Annotated in this window: 16 protein-coding genes and 1 other RNA gene; 6 read left to right on the forward strand and 11 right to left on the reverse strand. The window is 55.2% G+C overall.

From position 1 onward, the window contains the following. Window positions 1-2 precede the first annotated feature (2 nt). A complete protein-coding gene (locus ACJTMZ_RS08165; RefSeq protein ID WP_015571255.1) occupies window positions 3-263 on the reverse strand; it encodes a type B 50S ribosomal protein L31 in 261 nt (86 codons plus the stop codon). A gap of 217 nt (window positions 264-480) precedes the next feature. On the opposite strand from ACJTMZ_RS08165, the gene ACJTMZ_RS08170 reads away from it, so the two are divergent. After that, complete coding sequence (locus ACJTMZ_RS08170) at window positions 481-2049, forward strand: EAL domain-containing protein (protein WP_252010919.1); 1569 nt, start codon at window positions 481-483, stop codon at window positions 2047-2049. Here ACJTMZ_RS08170 and ACJTMZ_RS08175 read toward each other — a convergent pair. Further along, complete coding sequence (locus ACJTMZ_RS08175; protein ID WP_252010920.1) at window positions 2042-2314, reverse strand: metal-sensing transcriptional repressor; 273 nt, start codon at window positions 2312-2314, stop codon at window positions 2042-2044. The genes ACJTMZ_RS08170 and ACJTMZ_RS08175 overlap by 8 nt on opposite strands. A gap of 134 nt (window positions 2315-2448) precedes the next feature. Here ACJTMZ_RS08175 and ACJTMZ_RS08180 point away from each other — a divergent pair, with 134 nt between their 5' ends. Beyond that, on the forward strand, window positions 2449-3282 hold the full coding sequence (locus ACJTMZ_RS08180) for a nickel/cobalt efflux transporter (protein WP_252010921.1): 834 nt from the start codon (window positions 2449-2451) through the stop codon (window positions 3280-3282). A 35-nt stretch (window positions 3283-3317) separates the two neighbouring features. Here ACJTMZ_RS08180 and ACJTMZ_RS08185 read toward each other — a convergent pair whose 3' ends face one another. The 3 genes from ACJTMZ_RS08185 to ACJTMZ_RS08195 all read right to left on the reverse strand — a co-directional run bounded on the left by ACJTMZ_RS08185 (window position 3318) and on the right by ACJTMZ_RS08195 (window position 8270). Continuing rightward, window positions 3318-6407: a beta-galactosidase gene (locus tag ACJTMZ_RS08185; protein ID WP_047365342.1), complete on the reverse strand. Its 3090-nt coding sequence runs from the start codon at window positions 6405-6407 to the stop codon at window positions 3318-3320. Window positions 6408-6510: 103 nt separating this feature from the next. Then, window positions 6511-7581 (reverse strand): LacI family DNA-binding transcriptional regulator, encoded by a 1071-nt coding sequence (locus tag ACJTMZ_RS08190; protein ID WP_015571260.1) that lies wholly within the window; start codon window positions 7579-7581, stop codon window positions 6511-6513. Window positions 7582-7658: 77 nt separating this feature from the next. Further along, window positions 7659-8270, reverse strand: coding sequence for a YitT family protein (locus tag ACJTMZ_RS08195; RefSeq protein WP_015571261.1), 612 nt, complete (start codon window positions 8268-8270; stop codon window positions 7659-7661). 84 nt (window positions 8271-8354) lie between these two features. On the opposite strand from ACJTMZ_RS08195, the gene ACJTMZ_RS08200 reads away from it, so the two are divergent. Next, window positions 8355-9776: an aminotransferase class I/II-fold pyridoxal phosphate-dependent enzyme gene (locus tag ACJTMZ_RS08200; RefSeq protein ID WP_252010922.1), complete on the forward strand. Its 1422-nt coding sequence runs from the start codon at window positions 8355-8357 to the stop codon at window positions 9774-9776. Window positions 9777-9846: 70 nt separating this feature from the next. Here the strand turns inward: ACJTMZ_RS08200 and ACJTMZ_RS08205 are convergent, their stop codons facing one another. Continuing rightward, on the reverse strand, window positions 9847-10062 hold the full coding sequence (locus ACJTMZ_RS08205; protein WP_015571263.1) for a hypothetical protein: 216 nt from the start codon (window positions 10060-10062) through the stop codon (window positions 9847-9849). After that, window positions 10059-10310: a hypothetical protein gene (locus tag ACJTMZ_RS08210; protein ID WP_006809862.1), complete on the reverse strand. Its 252-nt coding sequence runs from the start codon at window positions 10308-10310 to the stop codon at window positions 10059-10061. Before ACJTMZ_RS08210 ends, ACJTMZ_RS08205 begins: the two co-directional genes overlap by 4 nt. A gap of 422 nt (window positions 10311-10732) precedes the next feature. Here ACJTMZ_RS08210 and ACJTMZ_RS08215 point away from each other — a divergent pair, with 422 nt between their 5' ends. Next, on the forward strand, window positions 10733-13222 hold the full coding sequence (locus ACJTMZ_RS08215) for a BsuBI/PstI family type II restriction endonuclease (protein WP_408626896.1): 2490 nt from the start codon (window positions 10733-10735) through the stop codon (window positions 13220-13222). A gap of 121 nt (window positions 13223-13343) precedes the next feature. Here the strand turns inward: ACJTMZ_RS08215 and ffs are convergent. Next, window positions 13344-13440: signal recognition particle sRNA small type (gene ffs / locus ACJTMZ_RS08220), an RNA gene on the reverse strand. Between the two features lie 170 nt (window positions 13441-13610). On the opposite strand from ffs, the gene ACJTMZ_RS08225 reads away from it, so the two are divergent. After that, window positions 13611-13922 carry an MGMT family protein gene (locus ACJTMZ_RS08225; protein WP_003859016.1) on the forward strand — a complete coding sequence of 104 codons (312 nt, stop codon included), beginning with the start codon at window positions 13611-13613 and terminating at the stop codon, window positions 13920-13922. Window positions 13923-13959: 37 nt separating this feature from the next. Here ACJTMZ_RS08225 and ACJTMZ_RS08230 read toward each other — a convergent pair whose 3' ends face one another. Then, window positions 13960-14487 carry a YbaY family lipoprotein gene (locus ACJTMZ_RS08230; RefSeq protein ID WP_023296032.1) on the reverse strand — a complete coding sequence of 176 codons (528 nt, stop codon included), beginning with the start codon at window positions 14485-14487 and terminating at the stop codon, window positions 13960-13962. Window positions 14488-14690: 203 nt separating this feature from the next. Between ACJTMZ_RS08230 and tesB the strand changes: the two genes are divergently transcribed. Continuing rightward, window positions 14691-15551 carry an acyl-CoA thioesterase II gene (gene tesB, locus ACJTMZ_RS08235; RefSeq protein WP_015571264.1) on the forward strand — a complete coding sequence of 287 codons (861 nt, stop codon included), beginning with the start codon at window positions 14691-14693 and terminating at the stop codon, window positions 15549-15551. Between the two features lie 95 nt (window positions 15552-15646). On the opposite strand, the gene amtB is transcribed toward tesB, so the two are convergent. Together amtB and glnK are read right to left on the reverse strand one after the other, a co-directional pair. Then, the gene (gene amtB, locus ACJTMZ_RS08240; protein ID WP_063933135.1) at window positions 15647-16933 is read right to left on the reverse strand and encodes an ammonium transporter AmtB; all 1287 of its coding nucleotides are present in this window, start codon (window positions 16931-16933) and stop codon (window positions 15647-15649) included. 35 nt (window positions 16934-16968) lie between these two features. Then, complete coding sequence (gene glnK / locus ACJTMZ_RS08245) at window positions 16969-17307, reverse strand: P-II family nitrogen regulator (protein ID WP_006809867.1); 339 nt, start codon at window positions 17305-17307, stop codon at window positions 16969-16971. Between the last annotated feature and the right edge of the window lie 158 nt (window positions 17308-17465).

Here is a 17465-nt window from a genome sequence, read left to right on the forward strand (position 1 = left end):
GATTAGCCTCGCTTCGCATCAAGAAAGCCACCAAAACGCTTGCGGAAGCGTGCCGCGCTGCCATCCGTCGAGAAGGTCTTCTGCTTCCCGGTATAAAACGGATGTGATTTAGAGGAGACATCAAGGGTAACGTAGGGATACGTTTTCCCCTCCAGCTCAATTTCACGGTCTGTCTTAATTGTTGAGCCGACTTTAAAGTATTCATTCGCCGTGGTGTCGTGAAACACAACGGTGCGATAGGTTGGATGGATATTCGGTTTCATCTCTGGCCTTCATGTATTGTTATAACATAACAAAATACTATCTGAGCTTTACTGCAAAAACAACCCCTGTCACGCAGAGCCTGTTTTTGAAAGGTTGATAGAGATACCTGCCTGAGACTGTCACATGCTATAACTATATCATTTAGCGATAAAAAACTTTTTCTTCTGGCGCGCAAACTCCAGGCCCAAGGTGGGCATATGGAAAGGATAAAGCAGCATGCGAACCCGACATCTGGCCAGCCTGGTAACAGGCATACTGATCTTCTCTGTGCTGGTCCCTGTGTGCCTCAGTATCTGGCTGGCGCATCGTCAGGCAGAGGATAAATTTGTGGACGCTCTGGACAGCTATGCCTCGCGCGTCCTGATCCGTACCGACAGAGTCGTTGCGCAGGCAAAACAGGCGCTCACGCACCTACAGACATTCCACGCCCCACCCTGCACTCCCCCGCATTTACGCGAAATGCGCCGGGTCGCGTTCTCCTGGCGCTATATTCAGGAAGTGATGTATACCGATAACCTGAAGCCGCTCTGCTCATCCCTGGAACAATCCAGTAATACGGCGATCTTACCGCCCCCGATGCGGATCACCGCAGACGGGTATAGCGCGTGGCTCACCTCACAAAACGACCTCGGCATTCACCGTTATATGGCCGTTCTGGGGAAAGGACATTATCTGGTGATGGTTGATCCGGCCTCGCTTGTGGATGTTGTCCCTTTCGGTGATATTTCGATGGATGCCGCCCTGGTGGGCAGCGAAACCCATCGGATATTTGCCAGAAGCAATATTGTCGACCCGTATATTCTTTCTGTCGTTAAGGAGCAGCAGGACGTTACGCGCGTGCAATACAACGGCTCGATGTACGTGTTGAAACCTGTACCCGAACTGGGGTTTACGGTGATCGCGTGGGCGTCGTTAAAACCGCTGGCGGAATCGTGGCACCAGCAGCTGATCATCTGGCTACCGGCTGGCATCTTGCTAAGCCTGGCTGGTGCCCTTATTGTCCTGCGCATCCTCCGCCGTTTGCTGTCCCCGCGTCACCGCCTGATCGACGCGATCAACAACCGGGAGATCGAGGTTCACTACCAGCCCATCGTGGCGCTGTGTAGTGGAAAACTGGTGGGTGCTGAAGCGCTGATGCGCTGGCCGCAGCCGGATGGCAGTAACCTGTCGCCTAATCTCTTTGTTCCGCTGGCTGAGCAGACGGGGCTTATTTCAAAGCTCACGCAGCTGGTGGTGAATGAGGTGTTTGAGGATCTAGGCGCCTGGCTGCACCATCACCCGGAACTGCACATTTCTGTCAACCTTGCGCCATCGGATTTAACGTCCCCCGAGCTGCCTCGCCAGCTGAGTCAGTTGCTCAACAAATGGGGCGTCCACCCGCGCCAGATCGCCCTTGAATTAACCGAGCGCGGCTTTGCCGATCCCGCCGTCAGCGTGCCTGCCATCGCTGCGTTTCGCCGCGCCGGGCACGCTATCTACATTGATGATTTTGGTACGGGTTACTCCAGCCTGAGCTATTTGCAGGATCTGGATGTCGATACCCTGAAGATTGATAAATCCTTTGTGGATGCGCTGGAGTACAAGAACGTGACTCCCCACATCATCGAAATGGCCAAATCGCTTAAACTGGCGATGGTCGCAGAAGGCATTGAAACTGAAGGGCAGATCGAATGGTTGCATCGCCACGGCGTGCAGTACGGCCAGGGCTGGTATTTCAGCAAGGCGCTGCCTAAAGAGGATTTCATTCTCTGGGCCGGGCACAATCTGGAGAAGCACATTACTTAAGGTACGATTTGATCACCTGCATCACGACCCCGAGATCGGCCTCGCGCTGCGCTTCCTCTGGCTCTTTCACCACGTGATCGGTTAAATGTCCCTCAATTACTTGCATCATCATGCCGTTTACCGCGCCCCTGATCGCCGCCAGCTGCTGTAACACCTCGGCGCATTCATGATCGCTGTTGAGCATTTTTTCCAGCGCAGCGCTTTGCCCCTGAATTTTTTTCAGGCGGGTCAATAACTTCTTTTTATCACAAACTGTGTGTGACATCGCTTAGCTCCTCTTTGGTGGCGTAAAAAGCATATCACGCTCTACTCCCCCTGGGTATTTTTCTACTGGGGGGTAGTATTATACTACTGGGGGGGAGTAGTATTCTCGGCATGTTTTCCACCCCGGAATGTTCAATGAACGCTTTTTCTTCTCTTCTTCAGCAGGGTAACGCCTGGCTGTTTGTCCCCAGCGCCATCCTGCTTGGCGCGCTCCACGGCCTCGAGCCAGGCCATTCAAAAACAATGATGGCGGCTTTCATTGTGGCGATCCGCGGTACGCTGAAACAGGCTGTGTTGCTTGGGTTGTCCGCAACGCTGTCTCATACGGCGGTCGTCTGGATCATTGCGATGGCAGGATTAGGGTTTGGTCGGGGATGGGATGCAGATACTTCTGAGCCCTGGTTTCAGTTGATTTCCGGGGTTCTGATCGTGTTGATCGCCCTGTGGATGGCGTGGCGAACCTGGCAGGAGAGCCAGCCGCATCACCACCATGATGATCATCATCACCATCATGATCATCACGACCACGCGCATCATCACGACCACGCGCATCATCACGACCACACGTCTCCTCTGGTTGAAGAGGAGTGGCAGGATGCCCACCAGCGCGCACACGCCCAGGACATTAACCGGCGCTTCAATGGTAAAGAGGTCACCACCGGGCAAATCGCGCTATTCGGCCTGACCGGTGGGCTTATCCCCTGTCCGGCCTCCATTACGGTGCTGCTGATCTGCCTGCAACTGAAACATTTCGCGCTCGGCGCCACGCTGGTGTTCAGTTTCAGTATCGGGCTGGCGCTCACTCTCGTCGCCTCTGGCGCAATTGCCGCATTAAGCATGAAACATGCGGCGAAGCGCTGGCCCGGCTTTAGCGCCTTTTCGCGCAAGGCGCCGTGGATCTCAGCGGCACTGATCGCGGTAGTCGGAATTTATATGAGCATTCACGGCGTAAGCGGGATCCTGAGATAAGCATTGCGGCCACGGTAGTGGCCGCACGTGTCGGCTCAGCCGTTCTGCTGCCAGCTAAACGTGAAGCGCAGCCGGCGGTTTTGCAGAATGAAGGCCGGGGCTACGCTCGGGCTCCATGAGTCGTCCCCCCCTACGCCCATGTGAAACGCATCAAGATTCAACCAGCAGCCAGCCTCTTCCCGCAGAAAATGCTGATGCGTTGTCTCATGCAGCTGCCGCTGGCTATAACGGCTCAGGGAGAAATGGAACTGTCCCTGCCACTGATGGGAGCCAAACGTCAGCTCGCGGGTGTCGCAGCGCAAACCGTTCTCCGTCGGGAAGATATACGGCGTCTGCATCTCTTCCAGCGGTAACGCCCAGCGCCCCTGCTGCGCCGCCAGTTTTCTGTCCGGATAGTTCTCTAGTGGCCCGAGCCCCAGCCAGCGCACCGTTTCCGGGATATCCGCCAGCATAACGCTCAGGCCCACGCGAGCGGGCTCAGGAATGTCAGATGCCACCGTCACCTGCACATCACCGTGCAGTACCCCGTGGTCATCAATCCGCCAGACCTTGCAGCTGATAAACAGCGCTTTTCCCTGATGTTCCCAGACGTGCTGCGTGGTCACCACCACCTCACGGGCATGCTGCTCCGCTTCACACTGGAGGAGGCGCGAGGACATCTCATACATCCCCGCCGCTTTCCAGCGTTCCACCCACGCGTTCGGATCGATGCGGGTCGCCTCGCTGACGCCAATGTCATTGTCCAGCGGCGCGCGGGTGAAGTTATCCGTTAGCGGGGAACGGAGCGTTTCAGCGCCCTCGTTCCACCACTGGGTCAGGTTTCCGGTGAGACGGCTAAACTGCCAGCGCTGCTGCTGATGAGTGATGTCCAGCGCCTCGTCCTGCACCGTTAGCTGCGGAGGGGTTCCGCCCGCTTTCGGTGGCGCAAGGTACAGCGGAACCGGGAGCGGCCACTGATCCCAGGCACAACGGTGGCCGGGCGGCGACCACGGCGTGGCCTGCGGCTGAACGATCTCCACGTTGAGCCAGACCTCGCCCGGCTCAGCGACAAGCTCAGGCAGCGGGATCTCAACGCGCTGCGTCTCCTGAGGCGCAACAGAAAGGGGTGTTTCGCCGGAGGCCAATACCGCACCGTCACGTGCCACTGACCATCGCAGATGCTCGTTGTCAGTATGACGGAACAGATAATCGCTCTGGATCTCGACGACCAGCGGAGCGGTGCTCACCAGCGTAAAGGTAAAGAACTGCTGGGCACGCTGCGCCTCGTAAAGGGCGGGGTGCGGAGTGCGATCGGGAAACACCAGCCCGTTGAGGCAGAACTGACGGTCGTTGGGCTTATCGCCAAAATCGCCGCCGTAGGCCCAGAATGCCGTGCCGTCTTCCGCTTTTTTCGTCAGCGCCTGATCGACCCAGTCCCAGACAAACCCGCCCTGCAACCGGGGATGGCTGCGGAATGCCTGCCAGTAGCTGGCAAAGCCGCCAAAGCTGTTGCCCATCGCGTGGGCATACTCGCACAGGATCAGCGGACGGGTTTCGTCCGGCATGCCGATCCACTTTTTAATCGACCACTTTGGCACCGCCGGGAATGGCTGATCCTGATCGACGCGGGCATACATCGGGCAGACAATATCGGTAGCGGCCGTACTGGCGCCACCGCCTTCGTACTGCACCGGCCGCGTGGGATCGGCGGTTTTCAGCCAGCGGTACAGCGCATCGTGATTCGCCCCATGCCCGGACTCATTCCCCAGGGACCAGATGATGATGGACGGATGATTCCGGTCCCGCTGCACCATACGCGTTACGCGTTCGCTCATGGCAGGCAGCCAGCGCGGATCGTCCGCCAGGCGGCTCATCGGCACCATGCCGTGGGTTTCAATATTCGCCTCATCGACCACGTACAGGCCGTAGCGATCGCAAAGCGTGTACCACAGAGGATGGTTCGGATAATGCGAGCAGCGCACGGCGTTGAAGTTATGCTGCTTCATCAGTTCGATGTCGCGGCGCATGGTCGCCTCATCCATCACCTGCCCCTTCTCAGGATGATGTTCGTGACGGTTCACGCCGCGGATCAGCAGCGGTTTGCCGTTAAGCTTCAGCAGGCCGTTGCTGATTTCGACGCGTCTGAAACCGACATCGCAGGCTTCAGTTTCCAGCACGTTACCCTGCGCATCCCGAAGCGACATTGTCAGCCGATAGCATTCCGGTGTTTCAGCGCTCCACAGCGCGGGAGCGTTCACGGGGATCGCCACCGTGAGCCGTTCTGCCCAACTGCCGCGTTCGTCCACGATGGCCGATCCGGGCTGCTGCGTGGTTTGCGCGCAGGCTTCGCCGTTACGCCACAGGGTAAACGCCACCTCGCATTCGGCGTAGCGTGAGCCTTCCAGCGCAACGTCAACCCGGAGTATCGCCCGATCGCATTCGGCATTCAGATCGGTCACGATCTGATAATCGGCAATTCGCGTTTCCGGCTTGTGCAGCAGCGAGACGTCACGGAAAATGCCGCTCATCCGCCACATGTCCTGATCTTCCAGGTAGCTTCCGTCGCACCAGCGTAACACCATCACCGCCAGACGGTTCTGCCCCGGTCGCAGCACCGCGCTAAGATCGAACTCCGCAGGCAGACGGCTGTCCTGCGAATAGCCCACCCACTGGCCGTTACACCACAGATGAAAAGCTGAATTCACCCCGTCAAAAATAATGCGGGTTTGCCCACTGCACAGCCAGGCGTCATTCATCTCAAATGTGAGCGAGTAACAACCAGTTGGGTTTTCAGCCGGAACATACGGCGGGTTCACATTTATCGGATAGGTGACGTTGGTATAGATGGGAGTGTCAAATCCCTCCATCTGCCAGTTCGACGGCACGGGCATCCCAACGGCGTCAGCCAGATCGTCCGTTATCCATGCCTCGGGAACCTGCTCTGGCGCCGGGAAAAAGCTGAATCGCCAGACGCCGTTAAGCAGACGCTTGCTTAGCGAAAGTTTATCCTCGCGGGCGAAGGTTTCATCGCGCCAGCTATGAAAAGGCGCGTGTGTAGCCAGACGATTCCACTGCGTCACGCCCGGGTTTTCCCAGTCACGACGCGCCAGAAGTGCGCTGAGGGTCAGCGGCAATGTAGAAGACATATCAACCTCTTTGCGAAGCGCTCACAATTTCAGCCAACATGCCCTGGTAAACGGTGGCGGTAAAGACTTTGATCGTCACCAGGCGAGCACGATCACAAAAGTGCTAGCTGCGCGCCAGTTTCTCCGCCAGCAGCGCCAGCGTTCTGAGCTGTTGCGCCAGATCTTCACGATCGGCCTGCTGTGCGGCGCGCGGCGCGGTGGAATGACGTACTATCAACGTAACAGGAAGTTGTTCCTGCCAGCATTCGTCGTGATGGTCAGGTGCCATCAGCCACTCCACGCTGCGCTCACCGGCCTCGCGGAACGCCTGCCGAACGGTGGTGAGCGGAGGTGAAAACCACGCGCTGTCAGCCGTATCATCAAACCCGACAACCGAGATCTGCCCCGGTACCGCAACGCCTTTTTCCGCACAGGCGCGTAAAACGCCAAGCGCCATCTGATCGTTAGCGACGAGGATCGCCTCCGGCAGCTGCGCGCCCGCCAGGAGCTGATGCCCTTTCTCATAGCCCGAGGCCGCGCTCCAGTCGCCCTGCGCCACCGCAAACGCCTCCACGCCGGCCCGGGCCAGCGTGGTTTTCCATCCCGCCAGACGAGCCCGGGCAGAGACAGAACTTTCCGGCCCGGCGAGCAGCGCAATTCGCTGGTGCCCCAGCGAAAGCAGATGCTCTGCCCCCAGGCCAGCGCCCTGTTCGGCATTGAAAACAAGGCTGTTAACCCGAGCTGTGGGGGAAACATCGAGAAAAAGAACCGGGGTCGGCGAGGCCATTTCCTGAAGCATTTCTGCCTGTGCATCTTCCAGCGGAACGTTCACCAGCAGCGCCTCCACGCGCTGCGCCAGTAATTCCTGCAAAGCAGCCTGACACTGCGCGGGTTGCTCCACCATGGAGATGAGTACGCTAGCCCCCTGCTCCACTGCCCGGGATTTTACAGCTGAGGCGATTTGCGACGGCGCATGCAGCGCCAGATCGCTGGTCATCAGCCCCAGCGTGCGGGTACGTTTCCCGGCCAGCTGCTGCGCGCCACGGTTAGGCACATAGTGTAGCGCCGCCATGGCCTGCCGGACCTTTTCCCGCGTACGGGCAGAAACGTGTTCTGCGTCGTTAATCACCCGGGAAACGGTCTGATAGGAAACGCCCGCCACGCGGGCAACGTCATAAAGAGTGATCGCTTTCATACATTCTGGCGTCGTAAAAAGAGAAGTCTCTATTCTGACACAGTTACGCCATCATAGCCTGTGAGCGCTTCGCAAAATTAAACAATCCGCTCCGGCCGCGCGGCTTTCTGAATGCGCGGTCCCTGACGAAACCACGGCAAACAGAGCTGGATCAGCGGGCCGATGGTTAATGCATACAGTACGGTTCCAACGCCAAACGCTCCCCCGAGGAGGTAGCCGACGATCAACACGGTCACCTCGATCGCGGTACGCACGCTGCGGATCGACCAGCCCAGCCGGGCATGTATGCCGGTCATCAGACCGTCGCGCGGGCCTGCGCCAAAACCCGCGCCGATATACATCCCGGTGGCAAGGGCGTTAACCACAATGCCGGAAACCAGCAGGGTGATGCGCACGGGCAGCGAGGTGAGCTCAGGGATCAGCGCCATTGACGCATCGGCCGCCAGACCAATACAAATCACATTACTGATAGTACCCAGTCCCGGCAGCTGACGCAGCGGGATCCACAGCAGCAGCACCGCGGCCCCGGTTAAAATAATCACCGTGCCGATGCTCATCCCGGTCTGGATGGCGACGCCAAGGTGAAAGACATCCCACGGGTCGACACCCAGATCCGAACGAATAAACATCGCGGTTGAAAGCCCGTACAGGCCTAAACCGACATAAAGTTGTACCAGACGACGTACCATTTTCTCTTCTCCGAAGAACCAGGTTCCATCTTCGGTGAAAATGGCACTATGATTAATGTCCAGTTTTCAAATAGTGGACTGCATATGTCATCACGTCGTTTTGGAAGCCAGTCTCTGGTACGCCTGTTAGGGCACTGGCAGCAAGCCTCTTCCCGCACCCCGCTGTGGCGCCAGCTGGCTGACGCGTTACGCCTGTTAATTCTGGATGGCAGGCTGGCGTTAAACACGCGCCTGCCCGGAGAGCGGGAACTGGCCGCCGCTCTGAGCGTAAGCCGCACGACCATCAGCAGCGCGCTGGCGCATCTGCGGGAAGAGGGTTATCTGGAGAGCCGTCACGGCAGCGGTTCGCGGGCGATCCTGCCAGACCGCCGCGCCGTGCCCACGCTTTCTACTGCCAGCGCGGCGCTGGATCTCTCAACCGCCGCACTCAACGCGGGACCAGAGATCCACCAGGCCTACGCCCACGCGCTGACGGCCATCACGCCGAACCTGGCGCTGACCGGGTACGATCAGCTTGGGCTTCCGGTGCTGCGTGAAGCTATCGCCGCCCGCTACACCGCACGCGGTCTGCCCACCCGGGCAGACGAAGTGATGGTGGTGAACGGCGCCGTCAGCGGCTTCGCCCTGATCTTAAGAATGATGACCGGCCCCGGGGATCGCGTGGTGGTGGATCATCCTACCTACCCGCTGGCGATAGCCGCTATTCAGGGGGCGCTATGCCGGCCCGTGGGCGTCTCGCTGCCTGAAACGGGCTGGGATACCGACGGTTTTGCCGCAACGCTTGCCCAGACCGCCCCGCGTCTGGCCTATCTGATGCCGGATTTTCATAATCCGACCGGACGTTGCATGGATGCCGCGACGCGCCAGACCATAACCGACATCGCCGCGCAGACCCGCACCACGCTGGTGGTGGATGAAACCATGGTCGATCTCTGGTTCGATGTTCCCCCGCCGCCGCCGCTGGCCGCCTTTAACCCGGAGGCCGCTGTGATGACGCTGGGTTCCGCAGGTAAAAGCTTCTGGGGTGGGCTGCGTCTCGGCTGGATCCGCGCCTCGTCACGCACTATCGCCACCCTCGCGCAGGCGCGCGACACGCTGGATCTGGGTTCTCCGGTGCTGGAACAGCTGGCCACGCTGTGGCTTATCGAAAACAGTGAAACCTTCCTGCCTGCCCGGCGGCAAATGCTGGCAGAACGGCGCGACCGCTGCGGCCAAATGCTGCGGGAACATTTCCCCGAATGGCGGTTTCAGGAGGCGGAGGGAGGGCTTTCATATTGGATTGAATTACCCGGCATGCTGGCGACACAGCTGGCGGCACGCGCCGAAACGACAGGCATCATTATGGGCACCGGCACGCGTTTTGGACTATCAGGCGCGTTTGACCGCTACCTGCGTATGCCCTTCTCACTCAGTCCGCCAGAACTTGAAGAGGCATTATTGCGGATCAAACCGCTGTGGCGTGCATTAAATAAAAGTGTAGCGCCAGTAAAACGGAGCCTGGTGTAAATTATTCGCCAGAAACAATAAAAACTGCTGACTGTATCGCATGCAGTCAGCAATTTTCATGAAGAACAGCTTAATGTTGAGGTGGAATCGGGAAGCCTTTCAGCGAAATAATGAAATTATCCCCTTCTTTCTTTATTTTTGCACCGGTATCACACCAGTCAGACGCAATACGAAAGAACTCATCACTTCCTACATTCCAGCCAAGACGAACATGTTTCACGTAGCCGGAACGTAACAGATTGCAGGCCTCGTTGTAGTCACTGGCAGTCGATAGTTGTTGTTTCATTTTCTCTTCTTCAGAAGTTTACGTAGTGCTTTGATTTCTTTAGGAGTAAATGGAGTTACACTCTCTTCTTCCGTATGCTGATTATCAACATCCTCTTCCGATACTCCCGCCTCTTCTACTGCTTCAAATGCCAGCAGCAGCAGTTTCTCTGTGGTCACGCTTAAATTCTCATTATTGTCTTCCGCATAGTGGCGAAGTCTTTCTTTTAGCGCTTCATCAATTTTAACGTTTAAAACCGCAGTAACCATGATTGTCACATCCTTTCGGAACACGTGTTTAATTTAATACACGAAGATAAGTTTGTTATCCAGATATATATTTTTTAGCTTATGACAGAATAAAGGCATCCGAAAATAAAATGACAGTCTATTATTACAAGTTTATGACATTATTATTTCAGTTAAATGAAGTCTGTATTACACGCCAGGATAGCAGAACCGGTAAAGCAACCGTTGAACAGCTACGGACTGTTGACGCTGGGTTTACCATTAGCGGTGGCGCAGGCTAGGCTGGCGATCGGCAAAGCGGCCTTTTACGGACTAAAGATATCCTGATCGCTGCTCTGTTTGTAGTAACATTGTCGGCATGTAACGCATTCTGACTCTTAATATTGTTCCGGATGACACAGGAGCAGTATGCAATTTGAACTTTTTTGTTACCTAGTGGAAATATGATGCGCTTGTTGGAACTGGCTGATCAGCATAGAAAAGAAGCGAATAAGCTGTTAAATCCAAAGACAAAATCTGCACTCGGTCAGTTTATGACACCGGCTCCGATTTGTCTGTTCATGGCAAGCCTGTTTGACAACATAAAAGGTGACATCAAGCTACTCGATCCAGGCTGCGGAGTGGGGTCGCTCTCTGCGGCGTTCGTAGAACGAGCGTTGCGCCTTGATGTCGACATGATGGAGCTCGACGCCATCGACATTGCAGATGTGATGCTTCCGTATCTTAGCAAGACACTGAAAGCCTGTGATGAGGCTGCAAATGGAAAATTAACCCATAAAATTAGTAAGGTAGATTACATACTTGAGGCAAGTCTTCTGGCTAAAAATATATCGACCAGTGAAGAGCCAGGGACTTATAGCCATGTGATTATGAATCCCCCTTATAAAAAAATTCTCTCGTCGAGCGCTCACCGGGCCTCTTTACGCAATGCAGGCATAGAAACGGTCAACCTATACTCTGGGTTTGTGGCGTTAGCTTTGAAACAGCTGAAAAAGGGAGGAGAGTTAGTGGCGATTATTCCACGCTCTTTCTGTAATGGCCCTTACTATCAGCCTTTCCGTGAGCATTTACTCTCTGAAACGTCCATCAAGCACATCCACATTTTCGACTCCCGTAATGCGGCATTTGCTGAGGATGAAGTACTTCAAGAAAATATCATCATTCACTGTGTTAAAGGCGTTCCGCAGGGGCAGGTTATTATCACCTCCAGCCCAACATCAGATTTTCATCTTGATGAAGAATCCGGGCAAATCACGGCCACCGATATGACGCAGCGCAAGGTGTCGATAGACAAAATAGTTAACCCAGCAGACAAACAAAAGTTCATTCATATCGCTGCAAGTCCCAGAGAACAGGACATAATCGAGAGATTATCCCCTTTTACAACAACTCTGGACGAGCTTAATGTTCAGGTTAGTACTGGGCCGGTAGTTGACTTTCGCCTTAAAAATGACCTCAGAGAAAGAATGGATTCCGGGTCAGTGCCGCTACTTTTTCCTCAGCATTTGAACGGCAAAGTGAATTGGCCCCTTGATGGGAAAAAGCCTAATGCAATTAGGGTTTCCGAATCATCACGTCCCTGGTTATGGAAAAACCAGGGCTACTTCCTGATTTTAAAAAGATTTAGCAGCAAAGAGGAAAAGCGTCGCATTGTCGCAACATTATATGACTCCTCACTTCCTGGCGAGTTGATCGGTTTCGATAATAAAACCAATGTCTTCCATATTCAGAAGATGGGTATGGATGCGGATCTCGCCCGCGGGCTTTATGTCTATCTGAACTGCACTTTGCTGGATAAGTATTACCGTCAGTTTGGTGGGCATACTCAGGTAAATGCCTCTGATCTAAGATCAATTCATTATCCATCAATGCAAGTATTGCGAAAAATGGGTAGTGAGTTCGATGATGAAGTGCTTAAACAGAACCAAATTGACGAAATTATTAACAGGGAGTTAGATCTTATGACGAAAGGGAAAATCGCTGACCCGTTGAAAGCGCAGGAAAAAATAGAGCAAGCTCTTGATGTGTTGCGTCAACTTGGAATGCCTCGTGCTCAAATAAACGAGCGTTCGGCTTTAACTTTGCTCGCATTGCTTGATCTTCATCCTGATGGCGAGTGGGAGAAAATTGAACGCCCAATGTTGGGTGTGACACCGATCATGGATTGGTGTAGAGACGTTTACGGAAAAGAGTACGCCCCAAACACGCGTGAAACCTTCCGTCGACAAACGCTCCATCAGTTTTGTGATGGCGGAATAGCTATATACAATCCGGATAAACCCGATCGCCCCGTTAACTCCCCTAAAGCTTGCTATCAGATAGCGCCTGAACTGCATACCGTGTTATTAAACTATGGTTCTGCCAAATGGGAAACAGCGCTTGAAGAACATATGGGCAACGTACCGACCTTAGTTGAGCAGTATGCCATGGCGCGAAAAATGGAAATGGTGCCATTAAAGCTGAATGACGGTACTGAATTAGAATTAAGCCCCGGTGCGCATAGCCAGCTCATCAAGGATATCATCGTTGAATTTGGTCCTCGTTTCGCTCCTGAAGCAGAAGTTATTTACATCGGAGATACTGGCGCGAAGGAAGATCATTTTAGAAAAGACCGACTTGCGGAACTGGGAGTAAGTGTTGATCGAAAAGGTAAACTGCCCGATGTTGTTCTTTATTGGCAAAAACGCAACTGGCTACTGTTAATTGAATCAGTTACTTCCCACGGGCCCGTCGATGGAAAGCGTCACGGTGAGTTAGCAAATTTATTTGCTTCTGCTAAACCCGGATTGGTATACGTTACAGCCTTCCCTGACCGGAAAGTGATGGCAAAATATCTGATGGAATTATCCTGGGAAACAGAGGTCTGGGTAGCTGATGCTCCAACCCATATGATCCACCTGAACGGCGATCGATTCCTTGGACCCCATACTTAAACCGAAAACGTCATCTTCGATTAAGGGAGCCGGATATAATCGGCTCTATATCAGAATGATTGTTGGCAAAGAGATGAGGTTTTAAGCTATACGACTTAGCGTAAGCTCAAATGGGTGGGGGCCCTGCCAGCTACATCCCGGCACCCACGTCGTCTGCCCTGGCTGCTTCCTTCCGGACCTGACCTGGTGAACAGAGTAGCGTTGCGGGAGAACCAACAGAGCCCCCATTGAGAGCGTTGATAACCAACGCGCTGGCGCATTATCCCTGTGGAGCACCTCAATTGCAAGCCGCTGGCAACCGGATGCTGGATTATTGCGCAAACTGCCCCGACAATCTTCTTTATCTTCGTATAACATTACCCTTCGCTGATTTCCCGCAGGAGTAACAATGGACGAACATGACACTTTCCCACAGCGAGTGTGGCAAATCGTAGCCTCGATCCCGGAAGGCTGTGTCACGACCTATGGGGAAGTCGCCCGGCTGGCGGGTTCTCCGCGCGCGGCGCGTCAGGTAGGCGGCGTGCTAAGGAGGCTACCGGAAGGAAGCACGTTACCGTGGCACCGGGTCGTCAATCGCCATGGCGCCATTTCCCTCACCGGGCCAGACTTGCAGCGCCAGCGTCAGGCTTTACTTTCAGAAGGGGTGCAGGTGTCCGGGGCAGGACAGATTGATATGCAGAAGTATCGCTGGGAGTACTGACGCCCTCTCCCGTCAACATGGAGAGGGCGAAAGAGAATTACAGCTGTGTTGGCGGTGTAGGCAGAGTCGGCTGATTGGTCTGCGTTGCAACAGGTACTTCAGTTTGCTGCACCGGTACCAGGGTCAGGTCGATTTTGGTGCCGCCTTTGTTGACCGCTTCCTGCACGGTATCGGTGATAAAGACCAGCTTATCGTTGATCGTTACCGCCGCGCTCAGGAGGATACGCGCATTGGGTTGCACGTCAGACGGGTTGTACGGCAGCACAAAGCTGAACGGCGCCTGTTTACCCTCCGTACGAACCGCGCGCTGCGCAAGCACTTTGGACGGCGCATCCGCCAGGGAAGCATCAGACAGCGTGACCGTTAAAACCGCATCCGGCGGCAGCGCAACCTTCTGTTTGATCCAGATCGTACCGGAAACATTTGGCTGCTGAATAGCTTGCTGTGAAAGGGTGTTAATCCCGTTTGCGCTTGCTGTTGGCACCGGTACATCGGCACTCTTACCAGCACAGGCGGACAACGCTACCGCAATTGCTACACCACTGAGCATAGGCACGAGTTTCATTGAAGTCTCCTTATCATCAATGCACCAGCGGGATCGATCCCATCTGATGTCGTTTTATTCACACAACGAATACAAGTGTGGCACAAATCACGGATTTATGCCTAATTTCGTCCAGATATTAAGATTATTCTACCCATCGGACCACTTTCATTTCTGGGTTATACTCAGCGTATCTTTCGCCACGGCGTTTATTGAGGACCACTATGAGTCAGGCACTGAACAATCTGCTGACATTACTGAACCTGGAAAAAATAGAAGAAGGGCTATTTCGCGGACAGAGCGAAGATTTAGGCTTACGCCAGGTTTTTGGCGGCCAGGTCGTGGGGCAAGCGCTGTATGCCGCCAAGGAGACCGTCCCGGCAGACCGTCTGGTGCACTCGTTTCACAGCTACTTTTTACGCCCCGGTGACAGCGCTAAACCGATTGTTTACGACGTGGAAGTTCTGCGTGACGGTCAAAGCTTCAGCGCCCGTCGCGTGGCGGCCATTCAGCATGGCAAACCCATCTTCTATATGACCGCCTCGTTCCAGGCGCCAGAGCCGGGCTATGAGCATCAAAAAAAGATGCCGTCTGCCCCGTCGCCGGACGATCTAAAATCGGAAACCGAAATTGCCCGCGCTCTCGCGCATCTGCTGCCGCCGCAGGTAAAAGAGAAGTTTCTGTGCGATAAACCGCTGGAGATCCGCCCGGTCGAATTTCATAACCCAATGAAGGGGCATACCGCTGAGCCCGCCCGCCAGGTGTGGATCCGCGCCAACGGCAGCGTACCCGCAGATTTACGCGTGCATCAGTACCTGCTGGGGTATGCGTCGGATTTCAACTTCCTGCCGGTTGCGCTACAGCCGCACGGTGTGGGCTTCCTCGAAAAAGGGATGCAGGTAGCCACAATTGACCATTCCATGTGGTTCCACCGTCCATTCGATATGAATGAATGGCTGCTTTACAGCGTGGAAAGTACCTCTGCGTCCAGCGCGCGCGGCTTTGTACGCGGGGAGTTTTACACTCAGGATGGCGTGCTGGTTGCTTCTACCGTGCAGGAAGGTGTGATGCGTAATCGCGGGTGATGTAAAAAGCCCGGTGGAGCTGCGCTCACCGGGCCTGCGAATTGTGCTTTTTCAGGCCGGGTAAGGCGAAGCCGCCGCCCGGCAAGGCACTCAAATTATGCGTTATAGGCATTCTCGCCGTGGCTGTTGACGTCCAGGCCTTCGCGCTCCTGCTCTTCCGGCACGCGCAGCCCAACGGTCATATCAGCCAGCTTGTAACCGATAAAGGCCACAACACCCGACCAGACAACGGTGATCGCGATGCTTTCCAGCTGTACCAGCACCTGATGCATCATGGTCACGCCTTCTGCGTAACCCACACCGCCCAGAGATTGGGCAGCAAAGATACCGGTCATGATACAGCCGACGATGCCGCACACACCGTGTACGCCGAATACGTCACACGGATCGTCAACGCGCAGAATACGTTTCAGTGCGGTAACGCCCCACAGCCCCGCCAGTCCTGCGACGATACCGATCAGCAGCGCACCGCCCACACCCACGTAACCGCACGCTGGCGTAATACCTACCAGACCGGCAATCGCCCCGGAACAGGCACCCAGCAGCGATGGCTTGCCGCGAACGGCCCACTCGCCAAATACCCATGAGAGGATAGCGCCGGCGGTTGCCACAACGGTATTCACGAAGGCCAGCGCAGCGATTTCGTTAGCGGCGCTGGCTGAACCTGCGTTGAAGCCGAACCAGCCAAAATAGAGGATGGCGGTGCCGGTAAAGACCATCGGCAGATTGTGCGGCTTAAATGCTTCCTTCCCGAAGCCCACGCGCTTACCAATCAGGTATGCGCCTACCAGACCTGCTACCGCGGCGTTGATGTGCACAACGGTACCGCCCGCAAAGTCCAGCGCGCCATGGGAAGCCAACAGACCACCTCCCCAGACCATATGCGCAATCGGGATATAGGAGAGCGTCAGCCAGACCACCACGAAAATCAGTACCGCAGAGAAGCGGATACGCTCAGCCAGCGCGCCCACAATCAGCCCCACGGTGATGCAGGCGAATGAGCCCTGGAACGCGACATGAATATACTGATAAAAACTGCCCATCACCGCGGTCAGTTCGATATTTTTCAGCATCGCCCAGTTAACGTTGCCGAAGAAGGCGTTGCCCTCCCCGAAGGCCAGCGAGTAACCGTAAACCACCCACAGCACGCACACCAGCGCGAACGTGACGGCAACCTGCGTCAGCATGGAGAGTACGTTCTTGCCGCGGATCAGGCCGCCGTAAAACAGCGCGATCCCCGGAATCGTCATGAACAGCACCAGCGCGGTGCAAATCATCATAAAGGCGTTATCGGCTTTGTCTGCCACAGCAGGTGCAGCCATTGCCAGGCCCGGCAGCAGTGCCAGCGAACCCAGACCTGTTTTCATTGTTGCTTTCTTCATTTTCTCGATCCCTATCACTGTGTGCCAGGAGTTACTTACAACGCCGCTTCGTCAGATTCGCCGGTACGGATGCGAATGACGCGCTGTAGTTCGGCAACGAAAATTTTGCCGTCGCCAATTTTTCCGGTGTAGGCTGCTTTGCTGACGACATCAATCACCTCATCAAGCTGATCGTCGGCAATCGCCACATCAATCTTCACTTTTGGCAGGAAGTTAACGCTGTATTCCGCCCCGCGATAAAGCTCGGCATGACCTTTCTGACGCCCAAAGCCTTTCACTTCGGTGACAGTCAGTCCCTGAATACCCATGGAAGACAGCGCTTCACGCACGTCTTCGAGTTTGAATGGTTTGATTACCACCGTAACCAGCTTCATATATCCCCTCCAGTCAGAATTCGGTAATGGCCGCAGCTAACACGAAAGGGATATTGCAAAGGGTGTGCCAGAAGTGAAAGGTGAGGAGGAAAGCGCCGCGGCGCGCATGCGCCGGGTAGGGATGAAAAAAAACGCACCATGGCAGTGCAGGGTGCGTT

This window comes from Enterobacter sp. DN, assembly GCF_046054285.1.
In the GTDB taxonomy this organism is placed as follows: Bacteria; Pseudomonadota; Gammaproteobacteria; order Enterobacterales; family Enterobacteriaceae; genus Enterobacter; species Enterobacter hormaechei_C.

Bases quoted from the DNA above. Each gene is read 5' to 3' on its own strand.
- ACJTMZ_RS08165 (WP_015571255.1), bottom strand. From the start codon at position 263: ATGAAACCGAATATCCATCCAACCTATCGCACCGTTGTGTTTCACGAC.
- ACJTMZ_RS08170 (WP_252010919.1), top strand. From the start codon at position 481: ATGCGAACCCGACATCTGGCCAGCCTGGTAACAGGCATACTGATCTTC.
- ACJTMZ_RS08175 (WP_252010920.1), bottom strand. From the start codon at position 2,314: ATGTCACACACAGTTTGTGATAAAAAGAAGTTATTGACCCGCCTGAAA.
- ACJTMZ_RS08180 (WP_252010921.1), top strand. From the start codon at position 2,449: ATGAACGCTTTTTCTTCTCTTCTTCAGCAGGGTAACGCCTGGCTGTTT.
- ACJTMZ_RS08185 (WP_047365342.1), bottom strand. From the start codon at position 6,407: ATGTCTTCTACATTGCCGCTGACCCTCAGCGCACTTCTGGCGCGTCGT.
- ACJTMZ_RS08190 (WP_015571260.1), bottom strand. From the start codon at position 7,581: ATGAAAGCGATCACTCTTTATGACGTTGCCCGCGTGGCGGGCGTTTCC.
- ACJTMZ_RS08195 (WP_015571261.1), bottom strand. From the start codon at position 8,270: ATGGTACGTCGTCTGGTACAACTTTATGTCGGTTTAGGCCTGTACGGG.
- ACJTMZ_RS08200 (WP_252010922.1), top strand. From the start codon at position 8,355: ATGTCATCACGTCGTTTTGGAAGCCAGTCTCTGGTACGCCTGTTAGGG.
- ACJTMZ_RS08205 (WP_015571263.1), bottom strand. From the start codon at position 10,062: ATGAAACAACAACTATCGACTGCCAGTGACTACAACGAGGCCTGCAAT.
- ACJTMZ_RS08210 (WP_006809862.1), bottom strand. From the start codon at position 10,310: ATGGTTACTGCGGTTTTAAACGTTAAAATTGATGAAGCGCTAAAAGAA.
- ACJTMZ_RS08215 (WP_408626896.1), top strand. From the start codon at position 10,733: ATGATGCGCTTGTTGGAACTGGCTGATCAGCATAGAAAAGAAGCGAAT.
- ACJTMZ_RS08225 (WP_003859016.1), top strand. From the start codon at position 13,611: ATGGACGAACATGACACTTTCCCACAGCGAGTGTGGCAAATCGTAGCC.
- ACJTMZ_RS08230 (WP_023296032.1), bottom strand. From the start codon at position 14,487: ATGAAACTCGTGCCTATGCTCAGTGGTGTAGCAATTGCGGTAGCGTTG.
- tesB (WP_015571264.1), top strand. From the start codon at position 14,691: ATGAGTCAGGCACTGAACAATCTGCTGACATTACTGAACCTGGAAAAA.
- amtB (WP_063933135.1), bottom strand. From the start codon at position 16,933: ATGAAGAAAGCAACAATGAAAACAGGTCTGGGTTCGCTGGCACTGCTG.
- glnK (WP_006809867.1), bottom strand. From the start codon at position 17,307: ATGAAGCTGGTTACGGTGGTAATCAAACCATTCAAACTCGAAGACGTG.